Here is a 17,824-nt window from a genome sequence, read left to right as displayed (position 1 = left end):
GGTGTTGTTGACCACGGCCCGCACCTTCCGTGCCGGCCGCCAGCGCCCACACCGAACGGATTCTGCTCGTGACTTCTTCCCCTGCCTTCCCGCGGGTCCACATTGCCACCGACCACGCAGGCATGGAACTCAGCGCCCACCTGGTTTCCCACCTCACCGCCAAGGGCTACGAAGTGGTGGACCACGGTCCCAAGGTTTACGACGCTTTGGACGACTACCCGTCGTTCTGCATCAACGCGGCCCTCGCAGTGGTGGCAGACCAGCAGGCCGGCGTGCACGCGCTCGGCATCGTCCTGGGCGGGTCGGGAAACGGCGAGCAGATCGCGGCCAACAAGGTCAAGGGCATCCGGGCAGCCCTGGCATGGAACCACTCCACCGCCACCCTCGCGCGGGAGCATAACGACGCCAACGTGGTGGCCGTGGGCGGCCGCCAGCACACGGTTGAGGAAGCAACGGAGCTGATCGAAGCCTTCCTGGCCGAGCCGTTCAGCAACGATGAACGGCACGTCCGCCGGATTGGCAAAATCGCCGCCTACGAAACTACCGGTGAGGTCATCGAGTAGTGCCGGAAGGGCATACACTGCGGCGCCTGGCGCGGCAGTTCGGGGACGTCTTCGGTGGCCAGCGGCTCTCGGTGTCCAGCCCGCAGGGCAGGTTTACCGGTGGAGCCGCGCTGCTGGACGGGCACACCCTCGTTGCTGCCGAAGCGCACGGAAAACACCTGTTCCTGCATTTTGACCACACGCTGGTGCTGCACGTCCACCTGGGCCTTTACGGGGCCTGGACCTTCGGCGGGGACAGCACGTTTACAGGGTCCTCCAGCATCGGTGCCCCGCGCCGGGTGGGGGAGCAGGAGACCTTCGGGGACGGCGACGGCGGCGATTCCACTGTGTACGCCGGTCCGCCGGCGCCGGTGGGGGCAGTCCGGGTACGGATTGTCGGCAGCAACGGCTGGGCCGACCTGCGGGGGGCGACCACCTGCGAAACCATCACCGCCGGCGAAGCCGGCGCCGTCCTGGCCCGGCTGGGTCCGGATCCGCTGGTGAACCGGCGGGGGGATGCCGGGCGGTTTGCTGAGACGCTCCGAAGCCGCACAACGCCGGTGGCCGCGCTGCTGATGGACCAGAAGGTCATCGCCGGGGTGGGCAACGTCTACCGGGCGGAGGTCCTCTTCCGGCGGCGGCTCGATCCGTGGCTGCCGGGCACCAACGTCCCTGACGCTGTGGCACGCAGGCTGTGGCGCGACGTCGTCTCCGTCATGAGCGACGGCGTGGCGGACGGGCGGATCATCACTACAACGCCGCGGTACTGGTCCGGAGACGGCAGGACGGCCAGGGCTGCGGCGGAGATTGCCTCGCTCAAGAGCGACACCTTTCCTGCCAGGGAAAACGCCCACTTCGTCTACAAGCGGAACGGCCTGCCCTGCAGGGTATGCGGCACCACCGTGCTGATGGCCGAACTGGTGGCGCGCAAGCTCTACTGGTGCCCGTACTGCCAGCAGTCGTAGGAGCGACAGGCCGGCCGTGGGCCGCGGCGCAACAAAAAGGCCCCTCAGCTGAGGGGCCTTTTACTTGTGGAGGGGACGACGGGAATCGAACCCGCGTAATCAGTTTGGAAGACTGAGGCTTTACCATTAAGCTACGTCCCCGAAAGAAGAACCATCTGCACTGCGTAGAGCCGGCAGGCTGGCAACTCCGGGCTGGCTGTTCAAGCCGGATATAACTAAACCTAATTCATGGCCTACGTGTCAAATGTGCAAACACGGCGCGTATCACCGTAGACTTGCCTGTGCACTTACGGGGTGTAGCTCAGCTTGGCTAGAGCGCCTGCTTTGGGAGCAGGAAGTCGCAGGTTCAAATCCTGTCACCCCGACTCTGCCGCCCTGGCCCCCGGCCCGGGCAAGAACATTGCGTTTGCAGAAACCCATCCCACAAACCCAGGAGTACTTAGACCGTGAAGAGCGCTGTCGAGAACCTCACCCCCACGCGGGTCAAGCTCAATGTTGAGGTCCCCTTTGAGGAATTGAAGCCCAGCATCGACGAGGCCTACAAGACCGTTGCTTCGCAGATCCAGGTCCCCGGTTTCCGTAAGGGCAAGGTGCCGGCCAAGCTCATCGACCAGCGCGTTGGCCGCGGTTACGTCCTGGAAACCGCCATCAACGAAGGCCTCAACGGCTGGTACCAGTCCGCTGTTCAGGAATCCGGCATCCGCCCCCTGAGCCGTCCCGAGGTGGAAATCACCGAGGTTCCAGACCCCACCTCCACCGATGGCGAACTGAAGTTCCAGGCAGAGGTTGACGTCCGCCCCGAAATCGAACTTCCGGACTACGCCGGCATCCGGGTTGAAGTTGCTGCAGCCCAGTCCTCGGATGAAGACGTTGACAAGGCACTGGACGAACTGCGCGGCCGCTTCGGCACGCTGAAGTCCGTGGACCGTCCCGCTGCCGACGGCGACTTCCTCACCATCGACATCAACGCCAGCATCGACGGCGAAGAGGTGGACTCCGCCGCAGGCCTGTCCTACCAGGTCGGCGCCGGCACCATGCTCGAGGGCCTCGACGAAGCCGTCACCGGCCTCAGCGCTGATGAAGACGCCATCTTCAACACCACCCTGGTGGGCGGCGACCACGCCGGCGAAGCAGCTCAGGTCAAGGTAGTGGTCAAGGCCGTCAAGGAGCGCGAACTCCCCGAGGCCAACGACGACTTCGCCCAGCTGGCGTCCGAGTTCGACACCCTTGCCGAGCTCCGCGAAGACCTCGCCAAGCAGGCGGCCGACTCCAAGGTTGTGGAGCAGGGCGTCGAAGCCCGCGACAAGGTCCTGGACAAGCTCGTTGAGCTGGTAGAGGTTCCCGTTCCGGACTCGGTGGTCGAAGAGCAGCTCGAAGCCCACTTCAAGGAGGGCAACGGCCACGGTGAGGGCGAGCACGACACCGAGGAGCACCGCGAAGAGGTCCGGGCCAACACTGCCCGCGCCTTCCAGAACGAAATCATCCTCGACGCCATCGCGGAGAAGGAAGAAGTCAACGTCAGCCAGAACGAGCTGATCGACTACATCGTCACCACCGCCAGCCAGTACGGCATGGACCCCAACCAGTTCGCCCAGATCATCGATCAGAGCGGCCAGGTCCCCATGATGGTCTCCGAGGTCCGCCGCCGCAAGGCGCTGGCCGTTGTCCTCGGGCAGGCCACAGTGACCGACACCGAGGGCAAGACCGTTGACCTCACCAGCTTCGTCAACCCCGGCGGTGAAGAGGAAGCTCCGGCAGTGGAGGCCGACGACGCAGCCGAAGCACCCGAGGCTGCTGTCGAGGAAGACAAGGCAGAGGCCAAGGCCTAGTCCTTGCCGTAAACGCGGTTCCTTGCTGTAAAGCATTTCGAACGGCCCCCGGATCCCTGGATCCGGGGGCCGTCTGCGTTGGACCGGAGCGTGCTTCCAGCAGGGGCCCGCCGATCGTGCGCCGTCAGCGAACAGCCCACGGTGCGCGAACAAAACGTCAGTGAAACCGGTTAGTGTCCAAGTAGAGATTTTCAGTGATGTCACCGTCACCAGTGAGAGGTAAATACACATGTCACAGCACGCAGAGGCCCCCCGGATGGCTACTGTCGATCCTGCAGCCCAGGACAACTACATCTACAACCGCCTCCTCAAGGAGCGGATCATCTGGTTGGGCTCAGAGGTGCGTGACGAGAACGCCAACGCCATCTGCTCGCAGCTGCTCCTCCTTTCCGCGGAAAACCCGGAAAAGGACATCTACCTTTACATCAACTCTCCCGGCGGCTCCGTCACCGCGGGCATGGCGATCTACGACACCATGCAGTTCATCCCGAACGACGTCGTCACCGTGGCCACAGGCCTTGCCGCTTCCATGGGACAGTTCCTGCTTTCCTCCGGCACCAAGGGCAAGCGGTACGCCACCCCGAACGCACGCGTCCTGATGCACCAGCCCTCCGGCGGCATCGGCGGCACGGCTTCCGACATCAAGATCCAGGCCGAACTCATCCTTCACATGAAGAAGGTGATGGCGGAACTGACCGCGGAACAGACCGGCCAGACTGTGGACACCATCCTCAAGGACAACGACCGCGACAAGTGGTTCACCGCCACCGAGGCGCTTGAATACGGTTTCTTCGACAAGATCGCTGCCCACGCAGGCTCCGTTGCCGGCGGCGGCGGCACCTCGTCGAACGGCACCTCAGGCGAATCAGCCTCCGAGAACTAAACCGGCACAAGAACACTCAGATCAGGAGCAACAAAAACATGAACTACAACTTCGGGTGGTCCGCCGGTAATCTTCCGTCCAGCCGCTATGTCCTGCCCCAGTTTGAGGAGCGGACCCCTTACGGCTTCAAACGCCAGGACCCGTACACCAAGCTCTTCGAGGACCGCATCATCTTCCTCGGAGTCCAGGTGGACGACGCTTCCGCTGACGACATCATGGCGCAGCTGCTGGTCCTGGAGTCCACGGACCCGGACCGGGACATCACGCTTTACATCAACTCGCCCGGCGGTTCCTTCACCGCCATGACGGCAATCTACGACACCATGCAGTACATCCGCCCCGAGATCCAGACTGTATGCCTGGGCCAGGCGGCCAGTGCTGCGGCCGTCCTGCTGGCCGCCGGTACGCCCGGCAAGCGGCTGGCCCTGCCTAACGCCCGCGTCCTGATCCACCAGCCGGCGCTGTCCGGCGGCCAGGGCGGCCAGGCTTCGGACCTTGAGATCCAGGCCGCCGAGGTCATGCGCATGCGGTCCTGGCTTGAGGACACGCTGGCGCACCACTCCGGCCGGACGTCCGAACAGGTCAACAACGACATCGAACGCGACAAAATCCTCACCGCAGAAGAAGCGCAGGTGTACGGCCTGATCGACCAGGTCCTGGATTCACGCAAGATCAAACCGCAGGCCATCAGCAGGTAGCGGTAAAGTAAAGCGCCGGTGGCGCCAATCATTTGGCTCCACCGGCCTTTTCCTTCCACCCTCGGAAGCGAATGTGACCTAGAGTGGATGTTGTCACAACCGGTCCACGCAGGCTGGGTGGGATTCCAGCAACGGTGCAAGGCTGCCTGGCAGCAAAATACTAAGGGGTTCACATATGGCTCGGATTGGCGAGAGCACGGATCTGCTGAAGTGCTCTTTCTGCGGAAAGAGCCAGAAGCAGGTGCGCAAGCTCATTGCCGGGCCCGGTGTCTACATCTGTGATGAGTGCATTGAGCTTTGCAACGAAATCATCGAAGAAGAACTGGCGGAAGTTGCAGACCTCGGCAGCTTCGAGCTTCCCAAGCCCCGCGAAATCTTCGACTTCCTGCAGGAATATGTGATCGGCCAGGAGCCTGCAAAACGCTCCCTCGCCGTCGCCGTCTATAACCATTACAAGCGGATCCAGGCCGGCCACGCGCCGAAGTCGGGCACTCTGGCCGAGGGCGGCCATCATGACGACGTCGAGATCGCCAAGTCCAACATCCTCCTTATCGGCCCCACCGGCTGCGGAAAGACCTACCTGGCCCAGACGCTCGCCCGCCGCCTGAACGTGCCCTTCGCTGTAGCCGACGCCACGGCCCTGACCGAGGCCGGCTACGTGGGCGAGGACGTGGAGAACATCCTCCTGAAGCTCATCCAGGCCGCCGACTACGACGTCAAAAAGGCCGAGCAGGGCATCATCTACATTGACGAGATCGACAAAATCTCCCGTAAAAGCGAGAACCCCTCCATTACCCGCGATGTCTCCGGCGAGGGCGTCCAGCAGGCCCTGCTGAAAATTTTGGAGGGCACTGTTGCCTCCGTTCCTCCGCAAGGCGGCCGGAAGCACCCGCATCAGGAATTCATCCAGATCGACACCACCAACGTGCTGTTCATCGTCGCCGGCGCCTTCGCCGGCCTCGAGGAAATTATCGGCTCGCGGTCCGGACGGAAGGGGATCGGCTTCGGCGCGCCCCTGAATGAGGCCAGCAAGAAGATCGACTCCTACGGCGAAGTGATGCCGGAGGACCTGCTGAAGTTTGGACTCATCCCCGAATTCATCGGCCGGCTCCCCGTGATCACCACCGTGTCCAATCTGGACCGGGACGCCCTGATTCAGATCCTTTCCACGCCCAAGAACGCGCTGGTGAAGCAGTACCAGAAGATGTTCCAGATCGACGGCGTGGAATTGGTGTTCGATGACACCGCCCTGGACGCAATCGCGGAGCAGGCATTCGAACGCGGCACCGGTGCCCGCGGCCTGCGCGCCATCATGGAGGAAGTGCTGCTTCCTGTGATGTTCGATCTTCCCAGCCGTGAAGATGTGGCCAGCGTGGTCATCACCGAGGACGTCGTCCTCAACGGCGCCGAGCCCACCATGATCCCGCACGTCACCAAGCGCCGGAAGTCTGCCTGATCCGGCGCCTGCCCGGGCCCTCGTGTTGATACAGGCGGCGTACCACTACGCCAGTTGTGGCTGCCCCCTGCGCAGCCACCCACCCCGGAAGGACTCTCCATGACTGAAGCTGCTGCCAGTACTGAACCTGCACGGAACAAGGCGGACTTCTGGTTCGATCCGCTGTGCCCCTTCGCCTGGATCACTTCCCGGTGGATTGGCGAAGTGGAGGGCGTCCGCGACATTGAAACTGTATGGCACGTCATGAGCCTTGCCGTCCTGAACGAGGGCCGTGACCTCGAGCCCGCCTACCGGGAATCCATGGACAACGCCTGGGGCCCGGTCCGCGTCATAATCGCGGCGCAGAAGGACTACGGCCAGGAAGCGGTTAAGGCACTGTACGACGCCATGGGCTCGATGATCCACGAGCGCGGCGAGAAGGACCGCGCCGTCGTAATCACGAAGGCGCTGGCGGAGTGCGGTCTGCCTGCCGACCTGGCGGCAGCCGCCACTACCGATGCCTTCGATGCCGATCTGCGTGCAAGCCATGAAGAAGGCATTTCGCTGGTGGGCGAGGACGTGGGAACGCCTGTGGTCGCTTTCAACGGCACGGCGTTCTTCGGCCCGGTCCTCACCAGGATCCCGCGGGGCGAGGATGCAGGCAAGCTTTGGGACGCCACCACGGCCATCGCTTCCTACCCGCACTTCTTCGAACTCAAGCGCAGCCGCACAGGGCGGCCCGAATTCGACTGATCATGTGGTGCCGGCCCCGCGGCAGGGAGCCGAAGAGCCCCGCTGGAACTACTCGTTTGTAGTTTCACCGGGGCTCTTGTGCTTCCCCGAGGGCAGGACAAGAATGGTTTTACCCCCTTCGAAAGAAGAGGGACGCAGAAACCAAAGATTCAGTGACATGTATTCAAACGCAGCCATCGGCAAAGTTAGAAGCAGGCTACCAGTGACGAGGTAGGAAGACCTGAAGATTCTGAGGATTCTGCCAGACCATCAAGGCGTCACCAGATGGCCGAAAAAGTCGAAGCCCCACCAACGGCAAAACGCTGATGGGGCTTCCCCTTTGCCCTGGGACGGTTAGTCCGGTCAGGCCTGGGCCGGCTCCTCCGAGGCAGCCAGGGCCACGTCGCTCACCGTCAGGTCGCCGTCGCCCACCAGCAGGGTAATTTCCCGGGCGTTCGACGCGGCCTTCAGGTCGCCAAGCCCCGCCTCCAGCTGTGCGGTAAGCGCTTCGGAGGCCGTGATGGTGGCCGAGAGAACCTCTGTCCGCTGCTTGACCTTTGCCTCGGACTTCGCCTTGCGGACTCCGCTCAGCGCAACACCGACGGTGGCAAGCATCGTGGTGTCACCGATGGGAACGTCCAGCGGTGCGGGCCACGGCGCCCGGTGCACCGAGCCGTTGCGCCACCATCCCCAGACCTCTTCAGTGGCAAAGGGCAGGAACGGTGCGAACAGCCGGAGCAGGGTGTCCAGGGTGGTGGCCAGTGCTGCGAGCACGGAAGCCTGTTCGGCCTCACCCGCGGCGCCGTATGCCCGGTCCTTGATAAGTTCCACGTAGTCGTCCGTGAACTGCCAGAAGAAGCTTTCGGTGATCTGCAGCGCGCGGGCGTAATCGTAGTTTTCGAACGCCCTGGTGGACTGGGCCACGACCTCCGCGAGCTGGGCAAGAACTGCCCGGTCCAAGGGGTTGGTCAGTACCGGTAGATCGCCGGAGAGCACCGATGCTTCTGTTGCGCCGAGGTTCAGGACAAACTTCGAGGCGTTCAGCAGCTTGATGGCCAGGCGGCGGCCGATCTTCATCTGGGCGATCTCGTAGGCGGTGTCGGCCCCCAGTTTCGCCGAAGCGGCCCAGTAGCGGACAGCGTCGGAGCCGTATTCCTCCAGGACGTCGGTGGGGACCACCACGTTGCCCTTGGACTTGGACATCTTCTTGCGGTCCGGGTCGAGGATCCAGCCCGAGATGGCAGCATGCTTCCACGGGGCGCTGTTCTCCAGGGCGTCCGCGCGGACCACCGAGGAAAAAAGCCAGGTCCGGATGATGTCGTGGCCCTGGGGCCGGACGTCAAACGGGAACACCTTCGCGAACAGGTCCTCATCACGCTTCCAGCCGCCCACGATCTTAGGTGTCAGGGAGGACGTAGCCCATGTGTCAAGGATGTCAGCGTCGCCGGTGAAGCCGCCGGGAACATCGCGCTGGGCTTCATCGAAGCCGGGGGCGGCGTCGGCAGCCGGGTCCACGGGGAGCTGGTCGTCGGACGGCACGATGGGGGAGTCGTAGTCCGGGTTGCCGTCGGCATCCAGGGGGTACCAGACGGGGATGGGCACGCCAAAGAAGCGCTGGCGGGAGACCAGCCAGTCACCGTTCAGGCCGGAGATCCAGTTCTCATAGCGTGAGCGCATGAAGGCGGGGTGGAAGTCGATTTCCTGGCCGCGGGCGATAAGCCGCTCACGCCGGTCCTCGTCCCGGCCGCCGTTGCGGATGTACCACTGGCGGGATGTCACCACTTCAAGGGGCTTGTCGCCCTTTTCGTAGAAGTTGACGGGGTGCATGATCTTTTTGGGCTCGCCCTCGAGCAGGTCCGCAGCGGTGAGGAGCTTGACCACCTCTTCCTTGGCGCTGAAGACGGTCTTGCCCGCAATGGCGGCGAAGGCTTCCCGGCCGATGTCGGTGGTGATCCATTCGGGAGCCTCGCTGATGATCCGGCCGTCCCGCCCCACGATGGCGCGGGTAGGAAGCTGCAGTTCGCGCCACCAGGTCACGTCAGTCAGGTCGCCGAAGGTACACACCATGGCGATGCCGGACCCCTTGTCCGCTTTGGCGAGTGGGTGGGCCTTAACTTCAACCTCGACGCCGAACACCGGGGACGTGACCTTCTTGCCGAACAGCGGCTGGTACCGTTCGTCGTCGGGATTCGCCACCAGTGCGGCGCAGGCAGCCAGCAGTTCGGGACGGGTGGTTTCGATGTAGATCTTCTCCCCGTCCTCGGTGAAGAACGGGTAGCGGTAGTACGCCCCGGGCACCTCGCGGTCCTCCAGTTCGGCCTGCGCGACGGCCGTGCGGAAGGTGACATCCCAGAGGGTGGGCGCCTCGGCCATGTAGGCGTCGCCCGCAGCCAGGTTGGCCAGGAAGGCCCGCTGGGAGACTGCGCGCGAGTTGTCGTCGATGGTGCGGTACGTCAGTTCCCAGTCCACGGACAGGCCAAGGGTCTGGAACAGGTTTTCGAAGACCTTCTCGTCCTCGACGGCAAGTTCCTCGCACAGTTCGATGAAGTTCCTGCGGGAGACGACGTCGAAGTCACGCTGGTTCTTGGCTGGCTGTGCCGGCGGCTGGTAGTCAGCGTTGTACGGAATGGAAGGGTCGCAGCGGACGCCGTAGTAGTTCTGCACTCGGCGTTCAGTGGGCAGGCCGTTGTCATCCCAGCCCATGGGGTAGAAGACGTTCTTGCCGGTCATGCGCTGGTAGCGCGCCAGCACGTCGGTCTGCGTGTAGGAGAACATGTGCCCCACGTGCAGTGATCCGGAAGCGGTGGGAGGGGGAGTGTCGATCGAATAGACCTGCTCCCGGGTGGTTTCCCTGTTGAACTTGTAGGTCCCCTCGGCAAGCCAGCGCTGCGTCAAGGCAGCTTCGAGGCCTTCAAGGGCCGGCTTGTCCGGAACGTTGATGGGGGCGGTGTTGGGCGTGTCTGTACCCTGAGTGTCTTCAGCCATCTGCCAATTGTTTCATGTCCCCGCACGTCCGCCTGCCGGAGGGCATCAGCCGCGCAGCGCGGGCACCAGCGTCACAGGCCGACACAGCTTCCGGCCTTCGCCGGACGGCTGGCGCTAGGGTGGTGCAATGACTTCGGACTTCCAGGAAAAGGCAGCTTTGGTAACCGGTGCGAGCAGCGGAATCGGGGAGGCAACGGTCCGCGCGCTGGCAGCCCAGGGGTGGACGGTGTTCGCGGTGGCCCGCCGTGCAGAGCGTCTTGCCGCCCTCGAAGCCGAGACTGGCGCCGTCGCGCTTCCTGCTGACATCTCAGAGGACGACGACGTGTCCCGGCTGCTTGCCCGGGTGACCGAAGCGGGGGGCATAGACACCCTGGTCAACATTGCGGGCGGAGCCAGGGGAGCGGACACCATCGGCGACGCAAGTACCGAGGACTGGGAGTGGATGTACCGTGTCAACGTCCTGGGCACCATGAAGCTCACCAGGGCGTTCCTGCCGATGCTCCGCGCCCACGGCGAAGGCACTGTGCTGAACCTGACCTCCACGGCGGGCATATCGGCCTACGAGGGCGGGGGCGGCTACAACGCTGCCAAGTCCGCGCAGCACGCCATGACCGGTGCGCTGCGGCTCGAGGAAGTGGCAAACAACATCCGGGTGATCGAAGTGGCGCCCGGCCTGGTTCAAACCGAGGAATTTGCCTTGAACCGGCTGGGTGACCCGCAGGCCGCCGAAAAGGTCTACCAGGGAGTTGAGAAGCCGCTTACGGCAGAAGACGTGGCGGAGGTAGTCCGTTACGCCGTAACTGCACCGCACCACGTCAACCTGGACCAGATCGTGATCCGTCCGGTGGCCCAGGCCGCCAACCACAAAATCATCCGCAAGGGTTAGCCAGCCCGACGGCGGCACGAGGCAGGCCGAGGCGGCGGCGTGCACTGCGGCTTCCGGCACCGTCCATCTGCCAACTCTTATTGGTGGCCCGGGCCCGGGAATAGTAGACTCGAAAGCGGCTACGACCCGGCTATCACCGGTGAGCTTCCGGAAGAACGCGTTAACCGCCGGCCAGGTGGGAAGCGTCAGTAGAACCGGACGGGTAAGCCCGTCACAGCAGTAATGAGAGGCCGGAGCACGCCTGTTCCCCCGGGAACTGGCAGCGCCGGTAAGTGAGGTGGTACCGCGGTGAGCGTGAAGTCCAGGCGGACAGCACGGCAACCGTCCTCGCATCCTGAACGGAACTGAAGGCCCCGGCCGGCAGTTCGCCCAGCTCAACCCAGGATGTCGAGAATGACGTATTACCCGAAGGCCTCAGCCGCCACCAGTGGCACCTCCTCCAGGGGTGCAGGTGTCTCCGCTTCCGTGAAGTTCCCGGAAATCGAAGAGCGCATCCTCAAATACTGGGACCAGGACGGCACCTTCCAGGCCAGCATCGACCAGCGCAGCGCCGACGCCCCGGGCGGTGCACCCGGCAGCAACGAGTTCGTCTTCTACGACGGGCCGCCCTTCGCCAACGGCCTGCCGCACTACGGCCACCTGCTGACCGGCTACGCCAAGGACCTGGTGGGCCGCTACCAGACCCAGCGCGGCAAGCGCGTGGAGCGCCGCTTCGGCTGGGACACCCACGGCTTGCCGGCAGAGCTGGAAGCCATGAAGCAGCTGGGCATGACGGATAAGACCCAGATCGAAGCCATGGGCATCGACAAGTTCAACGACGCCTGCCGCGCCTCCGTCATGAAGTACGCCGACGAGTGGCGCAACTACGTGACCCGCCAGGCACGGTGGGTGGATTTCGACAACGACTACAAGACCCTCAACGTCGAGTACATGGAGTCCGTCCTCTGGGCGTTCAAGCAGCTCCACGAAAAGGGCCTCACCTACAACGGCTACCGCGTGCTGCCCTACTGCTGGAAGGATGAGACGCCGCTGTCCAACCACGAGCTGCGCATGGACGACGACGTCTACAAGAACCGCCAGGACCAGACGGTAACGGTGACCTTCCCCATCACTGCCGGCGAATCGGAACTGTCCCGGCAGCTCGCCGGCGTGCAGGCGCTGGCCTGGACCACCACACCCTGGACGCTTCCCACCAACGCCGCGCTCGCCGTCGGGCCCGCCATTACCTACGCCGTACTGCCCGCGGGACCCAACGGCATCAAAGCCGCCTCCGCCGACGCACCCGTGAGCGGCAGCTTCCTGCTCGCTGCGGACCTGCTGGCCAACTATGCCAGGGACCTCGGGTACGACGACTTCGAGGCAGCGCAGGCCGCCGTCGTCTCCACGCACACCGGCGCAGAGCTGGAAGGCCTGGCGTACCAGCCGCTGTGGCACGACTTCGCGGACAACGAAAAATACGGCATGGAAAACGCCTGGCGGTTCCTCGTGGCCGACTACGTCACCACCACCGACGGCACCGGCATCGTCCACCAGGCCCCGGCCTACGGCGAGGATGACCAAAAGGTCTGCGAGGAGGCCGGCATCCCGGTGATCCTCTCCGTTGACGAAGGCGCAAAGTTCCTCCCGCTCTTCAAGCACGGCGACCTTCACGACATCGTGGGCCTGCAGGTCTTCGAAGCCAACAAGCCCATCACGCAGGTGCTGCGCGCCCAGGGCCGCCTGGTCCGCCAGGCCAGCTACGAACACAGCTACCCGCACTGCTGGCGCTGCCGCAACCCGCTGATCTACCGGGCCGTGTCCTCCTGGTACGTGGAAGTCACCAAGTTCAAGGACCGCATGTCCGAACTGAACCAGGAGATCAACTGGATCCCCGGCAACGTCAAGGACGGCCAGTTCGGTAAGTGGCTCGAAAACGCCCGCGACTGGTCCATCAGCCGCAACCGGTATTGGGGCAGCCCCATCCCGGTGTGGCAGTCCAGCGATCCCGAATATCCCCGCACCGACGTCTACGGCTCCCTCGCCGAGATCGAAGCGGACTTCGGCCGCTTGCCGCTGAACAAGGACGGCCAGGTTGACCTGCACCGCCCGTTCATCGACGACCTGACCCGGCCCAACCCGGATGACCCCCGCACTCCGGAAGAGGGCCAGTCGGTGATGCGCCGCGTGGAGGATGTGCTGGACGTCTGGTTCGACTCCGGCTCCATGCCCTACGGCCAGGTGCACTACCCGTTCCAGAACGAGGCCTGGTTCGACACCCACAACCCTGCGGACTTCATCGTGGAGTACATCGGCCAGACGCGCGGCTGGTTCTACATGCTGCACATCCTTTCCACGGCGCTGTTCGACCGGCCAGCCTTCCGCAACGTCATCAGCCACGGCATCGTGCTGGGCTCCGACGGGCAGAAGATGTCCAAGAGCCTGCGCAACTATCCGGACGTCTCCGAGGTGCTGGACCGCGACGGCTCGGACGCCATGCGCTGGTTCCTGATGTCCAGCCCCATCCTCCGCGGCGGCAACCTGGTGGTCACCGAGCAGGGGATCCGCGACGGCGTCCGCCAGGTCATCCTGCCGCTGTGGAACGTGTACAGCTTCTTCACGCTGTACACCAACGCCGCGGCCGGCGGCGCAGGGTATGACGCCCAGCTCCGCTACGACGGGTACGCCGACACCCTGGACCAGTACCTGCTGGCCAACACCGGCGAACTGGTCCGGAACATGACGGTTCAGCTGGACACCTATGACATCTCCGGCGCCTGCGACGAACTGCGCAGCTACCTGGACATGTTGACCAACTGGTACGTCCGCCGGAGCCGCCAGCGGTTTTTCAATGAAGACCAGGACGCCTTCGACGCCCTGTACACCGCACTGGAAACCGTGTCCCGCGTGGCCGCGTCCCTCCTGCCGCTGGTCACCGAGGAAATCTGGCGCGGCCTGACCGGAGGCCGCTCCGTGCACCTGGCCGACTGGCCGGACGCCAACCTGTTCCCGGCCAGCCCGGACCTGGTGGAGGCCATGGACAAGGTCCAGCAGATCTGCTCCACCGGGTCCTCCCTCCGCAAGGGAGCAAACCTCCGTGTCCGCCTGCCGCTGCAGGAACTGACGGTCGTGGCACCGGGCGCCGACGCCCTCACCGGTTTTGCCGGCGTCGTGGCCGATGAGCTCAACCTCCGCTCAGTCCGCCTGCTGGATGCGGCCACTGCCTCGCCCGAGGAGTTCGGCATCCAGCAGAAGCTGGTGGTCAATGCCCGTGCCGCCGGCCCGCGCCTGGGCAAAAACGTGCAGCTGGCCATCAAGGGCTCCAAGTCCGGCGACTGGTCCGTGGACGACGCCGGTACGGTCACCGCCGGCGGGCTCCAGCTGGAACCGCAGGAGTACACGCTGGAGACAGTGGTGGCTGATTCCGAGGGCGGACCTGCTGAATCAACGAAAGCAGTCGCTGTCCTGCCGGGCGGCGGATTCGTCGTCCTCAACACCGAGGTCACCCCCGAACTGGAAGCCGAAGGCCTGGCGCGCGACATGGTCCGTGCCATCCAGCAGGCACGCAAGGACGCCGGGCTGAAGGTCAGCGACCGCATCCGGACCTCAGTGACGGCCCCGCAGAACGTCGTCGACGCCCTGCTTGCCAACGCTGACCTGGTCAAGGGCGAAACGCTCACCGTGGACCTCACGGCGGAACCCACTGATATCGCAGAGCCGGCTGTCGGCGTCGAAAAAGTAGAGGCGTAATCCATGACTGACGAATTTTCCGTAGAGAGCGTCTACGCCGAACTGCTGGGCCGGGCGCCGGAAAACAAGATGGAGCCGCGGCTTGCCCCGCTGTTCCGGGCGATGGACGTGCTGGGGGAGCCGAACAAAGCGTTCCCGATCATCCACGTCACCGGGACCAACGGCAAAACGTCCACCGCCCGGATGATCGAATCGGTCCTGCGGGCCCACGGCCTGAGCACCGGACGGTACACCAGTCCGCACCTGACGAAGGTCACCGAACGGATCAGCATCGACGGCCATCCCGTCCCGGACGAGACCTTCGTCCGGATCTGGGATGAGATCCGGCCGTACCTGCAGATTGTCGACGCCGAGCTGGAGGCAGAGGGCCAGCCGCGGCTGACGTACTTCGAGTGCCTCACCATCCTTGGTTTTGCGGTCTTCGCGGACCAGCCCGTTAACGTGGCGGTCATTGAGGTGGGCCTGGGCGGCATTACGGACGCCACCAACGTGGGGGACGGGCAGGTTTCGGTGGTCACACCCATTTCGCTGGACCACACCGACCTGCTCGGGGACACCACCGAAGACATCGCCTACGAAAAGGCCGGCATCATCAAGCCCGGCGGCTACCTCGTCAGCGCCGCCCAGCCGCTGGACGCCGCCCAGGTCCTGCTGGAGAAGGCCAAGGACGTTGGCGTGCCCTTCAAGTTCGAGGGAGTGGAGTTCGGCGTCGAGTCCCGGACCGTGGCAGTCGGCGGCCAGATGGTCACCATCCAGGGCATTGCCGGCCGCTACCCGGACTTGCTGGTGCCGCTCCACGGGGCACACCAGGCGCAGAACGCAGCAGTTGCCGTTGCAGCGCTGGAAGCGTTTTTCGGCGGCGAAAAGGAACTTGGGTTCGACGTGCTCCAGGAGGGCTTCGCGGAGGTCACTTCGCCCGGCCGGCTTGAGGTGGTCCGCACAGCGCCCACCATCGTGGTGGACGCCGCCCACAACCCCGACGGCGTCAAAGTTTCCGCGGCTGCCCTTCAGGAGGCCTTTACCTTCACCAGGCTTGTCCCGGTGGTGGGCATCCTCAAGGAGAAGGACGCCGAAGAGATTTTGCGCCAGCTCAAGGAATCCCTGGGCGGGATGGCGGAGGAGTTCTGCTTTACGCAGTCCAATTCACCGCGCGCCGTGCCGGCAGCCGAACTGGCCGAGCTCGCCATCGATCTCGGCTTCGGCGAAGACAACGTGCACGTAGCGGAGAAACTCGATGACGCCCTGGAGTGGGCTGTGGAACGCGCCGAAGCGAACGACGACCTTTCCGGCGGCGTTCTGGTCACAGGCTCCATCACACTGGTGGCCGAGGCCCGCATCCTGCTCGGGAAGACGGAGGCATAGCCGATGGCGAAGCTGACCAAAGCCCAGCGCGAATGGCGGCCGGGCATGCCCAGGAAGCGGCGCTCCACCAAAGTGATGTTCGCGTCCACCGTGCTGCTCCTGGAAGCCTTTGTTATGTTCTTCGCCACCCTGGCGGTGTTCGGGCTTCGCCGCGGGGAGTTCCCGCCCGCACTCATCCTCGGGGTGGGAATCGGCCTGAGCGTGCTGATGATTGTGGCCTGCGCCTTCCTCACCAAACCGTGGGGCATTGGGCTTGGCTGGATCCTGCAGCTTGTCCTGATCCTCACCGGCATCTTCGAGCCTGCCATGTTCCTGGTGGGTGCCCTGTTCGCAGCAGCCTGGTGGTACGGGATCCGTACCGGAATCCGGCTGGACCGGGAAGCCGGTGAAAGGGCCCGCGAGCAGGCGGCCTGGGAAGCGGCCCATCCGGAAGAGTCCGCGGGGCCCGGCCAGCAGCCCCCGTCCCCCTAAACAAAGTCACCGTAGACTTGACCCGAAAACCTCTACCAACGCATTGGAGCAGTTGTGACTACTGAGCGCACCCTCGTCCTGATCAAGCCCGACGGCGTCGCCCGCAACCTCACCGGGGCCATCCTGGCCCGGATCGAAGCCAAGGGCTACACCCTGGCGGAGCTGAAGAAGGTGGAGGCATCCCGTGAGCTGCTGGAGCAGCACTACGAGGAACACGTGGGCAAGCCCTTCTACGAGCCGCTGGTCGAGTTCATGCTCTCCGGTCCGGTGGTGGCAGCCATCTTCGAAGGCCACCGCGTCGTCGAAGGCTTCCGCGCCCTGGCCGGCACCACTGACCCCACTACGGCCGCCCCCGGCACCATCCGCGGGGACTTCGGCCGCGACTGGGGCGTGAAGGTCCAGCAGAACCTGGTGCACGGCTCCGACTCCACGGACTCTGCCGAGCGCGAGATCAAGATCTGGTTCCAGGGCTAACAGTCCGGGACGACAGATAAGGCCGATGTTCTTCGCGAACATCGGCCTTATCTGTCACCTCGCTTGGCTGGGCTGCAGCGTCAGAAGCCCGAAGTTCCGGCGAAAACCTGGATGAAGGCGAAGAAGATGGTGGCAATGACCGCCACGTAGAGCAGTGCGGTGATAATCCACCCGGAATCGCCCAGGATCCGGGCCGCGTTGGCCGGCACCGGAATAACCCCGGCGGTGATGTTCCGGATGGTCACCCAGACGAACAGGGGAATCATCGCCGCCCAAACGATCATGCAGAACGGGCACAGCACGTGGATGTCGTAAAGGGCCTGCGACCACAGCCACACCACAAAGACAAAGCCGAGCGTGACGCCTGCCTGCAGTCCTGCCCAGAACCAGCGGGCAAAGGTGGCTCCGGCCAGCAGTCCCATGCCCACCGTGATAACTACGGCGAACGCGACGATCCCGATGAACATATTGGGGAAACCGAACAGAGAGCTCTGCCAGGTCTGCATCACCTGGCCGCAGGAGATCCAGGGATTTACGTCGCACACGGTGGTGTGGTTGGGGTCCTGAAGCACTGCAAGCTTTTCCAGGACCAGGGTCCCCGAGGCGAGCCAGCCGATGACTCCTGTGATGACCAGCAGCCAGCCGAAGGGCTTGTTCCGTGTCATCGCCGGCACAGCACCTGCTGTCCTCCCGGCCGGGTCCGCGTCCTGGTTCAGGCTCCGTTCCTGTGCAGGGGTGCTGCTGAGGGGGGAGATGCTGGGCATTGGTGTGGCGTCCTTTTCATCCGGTGCTCCTTGCCTGATTGTAACGCCGGAGGCTGGAAGGAAGGTCCAGGC

General features: G+C 64.3%; 14 protein-coding genes and 2 tRNA genes. 13 read left to right on the top strand and 3 right to left on the bottom strand.

Annotated elements, in window-relative coordinates; translation table 11 throughout:
- Window positions 1-68: 68 nt before the first annotated feature.
- Window positions 69-563, top strand: a complete 495-nt coding sequence (locus AC5RTE_RS02970) for a ribose-5-phosphate isomerase (protein WP_494039901.1) — start codon at window positions 69-71, stop codon at window positions 561-563.
- The gene (locus AC5RTE_RS02965; RefSeq protein ID WP_494039900.1) at window positions 563-1,507 is read left to right on the top strand and encodes an Fpg/Nei family DNA glycosylase; all 945 of its coding nucleotides are present in this window, start codon (window positions 563-565) and stop codon (window positions 1,505-1,507) included. Before AC5RTE_RS02970 ends, AC5RTE_RS02965 begins: the two co-directional genes overlap by 1 nt.
- A 67-nt stretch (window positions 1,508-1,574) precedes the next feature.
- On the opposite strand, the gene AC5RTE_RS02960 is transcribed toward AC5RTE_RS02965, so the two are convergent.
- Window positions 1,575-1,648: transfer RNA gene (locus AC5RTE_RS02960), tRNA-Gly, on the bottom strand.
- Window positions 1,649-1,797: 149 nt separating this feature from the next.
- Between AC5RTE_RS02960 and AC5RTE_RS02955 the strand changes: the two genes are divergently transcribed.
- The 6 genes from AC5RTE_RS02955 (at window position 1,798) to AC5RTE_RS02930 (ending at window position 7,105) form a co-directional block, all read left to right on the top strand.
- Window positions 1,798-1,872 (top strand) — tRNA-Pro (locus tag AC5RTE_RS02955).
- A gap of 81 nt (window positions 1,873-1,953) precedes the next feature.
- Window positions 1,954-3,336, top strand: a complete 1,383-nt coding sequence (gene tig / locus AC5RTE_RS02950; protein ID WP_494039899.1) for a trigger factor — start codon at window positions 1,954-1,956, stop codon at window positions 3,334-3,336.
- Window positions 3,337-3,592: 256 nt separating this feature from the next.
- Complete coding sequence (locus AC5RTE_RS02945; RefSeq protein ID WP_494040145.1) at window positions 3,593-4,219, top strand: ATP-dependent Clp protease proteolytic subunit; 627 nt, start codon at window positions 3,593-3,595, stop codon at window positions 4,217-4,219.
- A 38-nt stretch (window positions 4,220-4,257) separates the two neighbouring features.
- Window positions 4,258-4,917, top strand: coding sequence for an ATP-dependent Clp protease proteolytic subunit (locus AC5RTE_RS02940; RefSeq protein ID WP_494039898.1), 660 nt, complete (start codon window positions 4,258-4,260; stop codon window positions 4,915-4,917).
- Window positions 4,918-5,092: 175 nt separating this feature from the next.
- Window positions 5,093-6,373: an ATP-dependent Clp protease ATP-binding subunit ClpX gene (gene clpX, locus AC5RTE_RS02935; RefSeq protein ID WP_494039897.1), complete on the top strand. Its 1,281-nt coding sequence runs from the start codon at window positions 5,093-5,095 to the stop codon at window positions 6,371-6,373.
- 99 nt (window positions 6,374-6,472) lie between these two features.
- A complete protein-coding gene (locus AC5RTE_RS02930; protein ID WP_494039896.1) occupies window positions 6,473-7,105 on the top strand; it encodes a mycothiol-dependent nitroreductase Rv2466c family protein in 633 nt (210 codons plus the stop codon).
- Between the two features lie 342 nt (window positions 7,106-7,447).
- Here AC5RTE_RS02930 and valS read toward each other — a convergent pair whose 3' ends face one another.
- Window positions 7,448-10,069, bottom strand: coding sequence for a valine--tRNA ligase (gene valS, locus AC5RTE_RS02925; protein ID WP_494039895.1), 2,622 nt, complete (start codon window positions 10,067-10,069; stop codon window positions 7,448-7,450).
- Window positions 10,070-10,196: 127 nt separating this feature from the next.
- Between valS and AC5RTE_RS02920 the strand changes: the two genes are divergently transcribed.
- The 5 genes from AC5RTE_RS02920 to ndk all read left to right on the top strand — a co-directional run bounded on the left by AC5RTE_RS02920 (window position 10,197) and on the right by ndk (window position 16,988).
- Entirely contained in the window at window positions 10,197-10,955 is a 759-nt protein-coding gene (locus tag AC5RTE_RS02920) for an SDR family oxidoreductase (RefSeq protein WP_494039894.1), read from the top strand.
- Window positions 10,956-11,348: 393 nt separating this feature from the next.
- Window positions 11,349-14,681 carry an isoleucine--tRNA ligase gene (gene ileS, locus AC5RTE_RS02915; RefSeq protein WP_494039893.1) on the top strand — a complete coding sequence of 1,111 codons (3,333 nt, stop codon included), beginning with the start codon at window positions 11,349-11,351 and terminating at the stop codon, window positions 14,679-14,681.
- Window positions 14,682-14,684: 3 nt separating this feature from the next.
- Window positions 14,685-16,043, top strand: coding sequence for a bifunctional folylpolyglutamate synthase/dihydrofolate synthase (locus AC5RTE_RS02910; protein ID WP_494039892.1), 1,359 nt, complete (start codon window positions 14,685-14,687; stop codon window positions 16,041-16,043).
- Window positions 16,044-16,046: 3 nt separating this feature from the next.
- Window positions 16,047-16,514: a DUF4233 domain-containing protein gene (locus AC5RTE_RS02905; protein ID WP_494039891.1), complete on the top strand. Its 468-nt coding sequence runs from the start codon at window positions 16,047-16,049 to the stop codon at window positions 16,512-16,514.
- Between the two features lie 54 nt (window positions 16,515-16,568).
- Window positions 16,569-16,988, top strand: coding sequence for a nucleoside-diphosphate kinase (ndk, locus tag AC5RTE_RS02900; protein ID WP_494039890.1), 420 nt, complete (start codon window positions 16,569-16,571; stop codon window positions 16,986-16,988).
- Between the two features lie 80 nt (window positions 16,989-17,068).
- On the opposite strand, the gene AC5RTE_RS02895 is transcribed toward ndk, so the two are convergent.
- Complete coding sequence (locus AC5RTE_RS02895; protein ID WP_494039889.1) at window positions 17,069-17,752, bottom strand: vitamin K epoxide reductase family protein; 684 nt, start codon at window positions 17,750-17,752, stop codon at window positions 17,069-17,071.
- Window positions 17,753-17,824: the final 72 nt, after the last annotated feature.

It is taken from the genome of Arthrobacter sp. K41, from assembly GCF_059089645.1.
The sequence above is the reverse complement of the archived record's forward strand: the minus strand, read 5'-3'. Positions and strand labels throughout refer to the sequence as shown.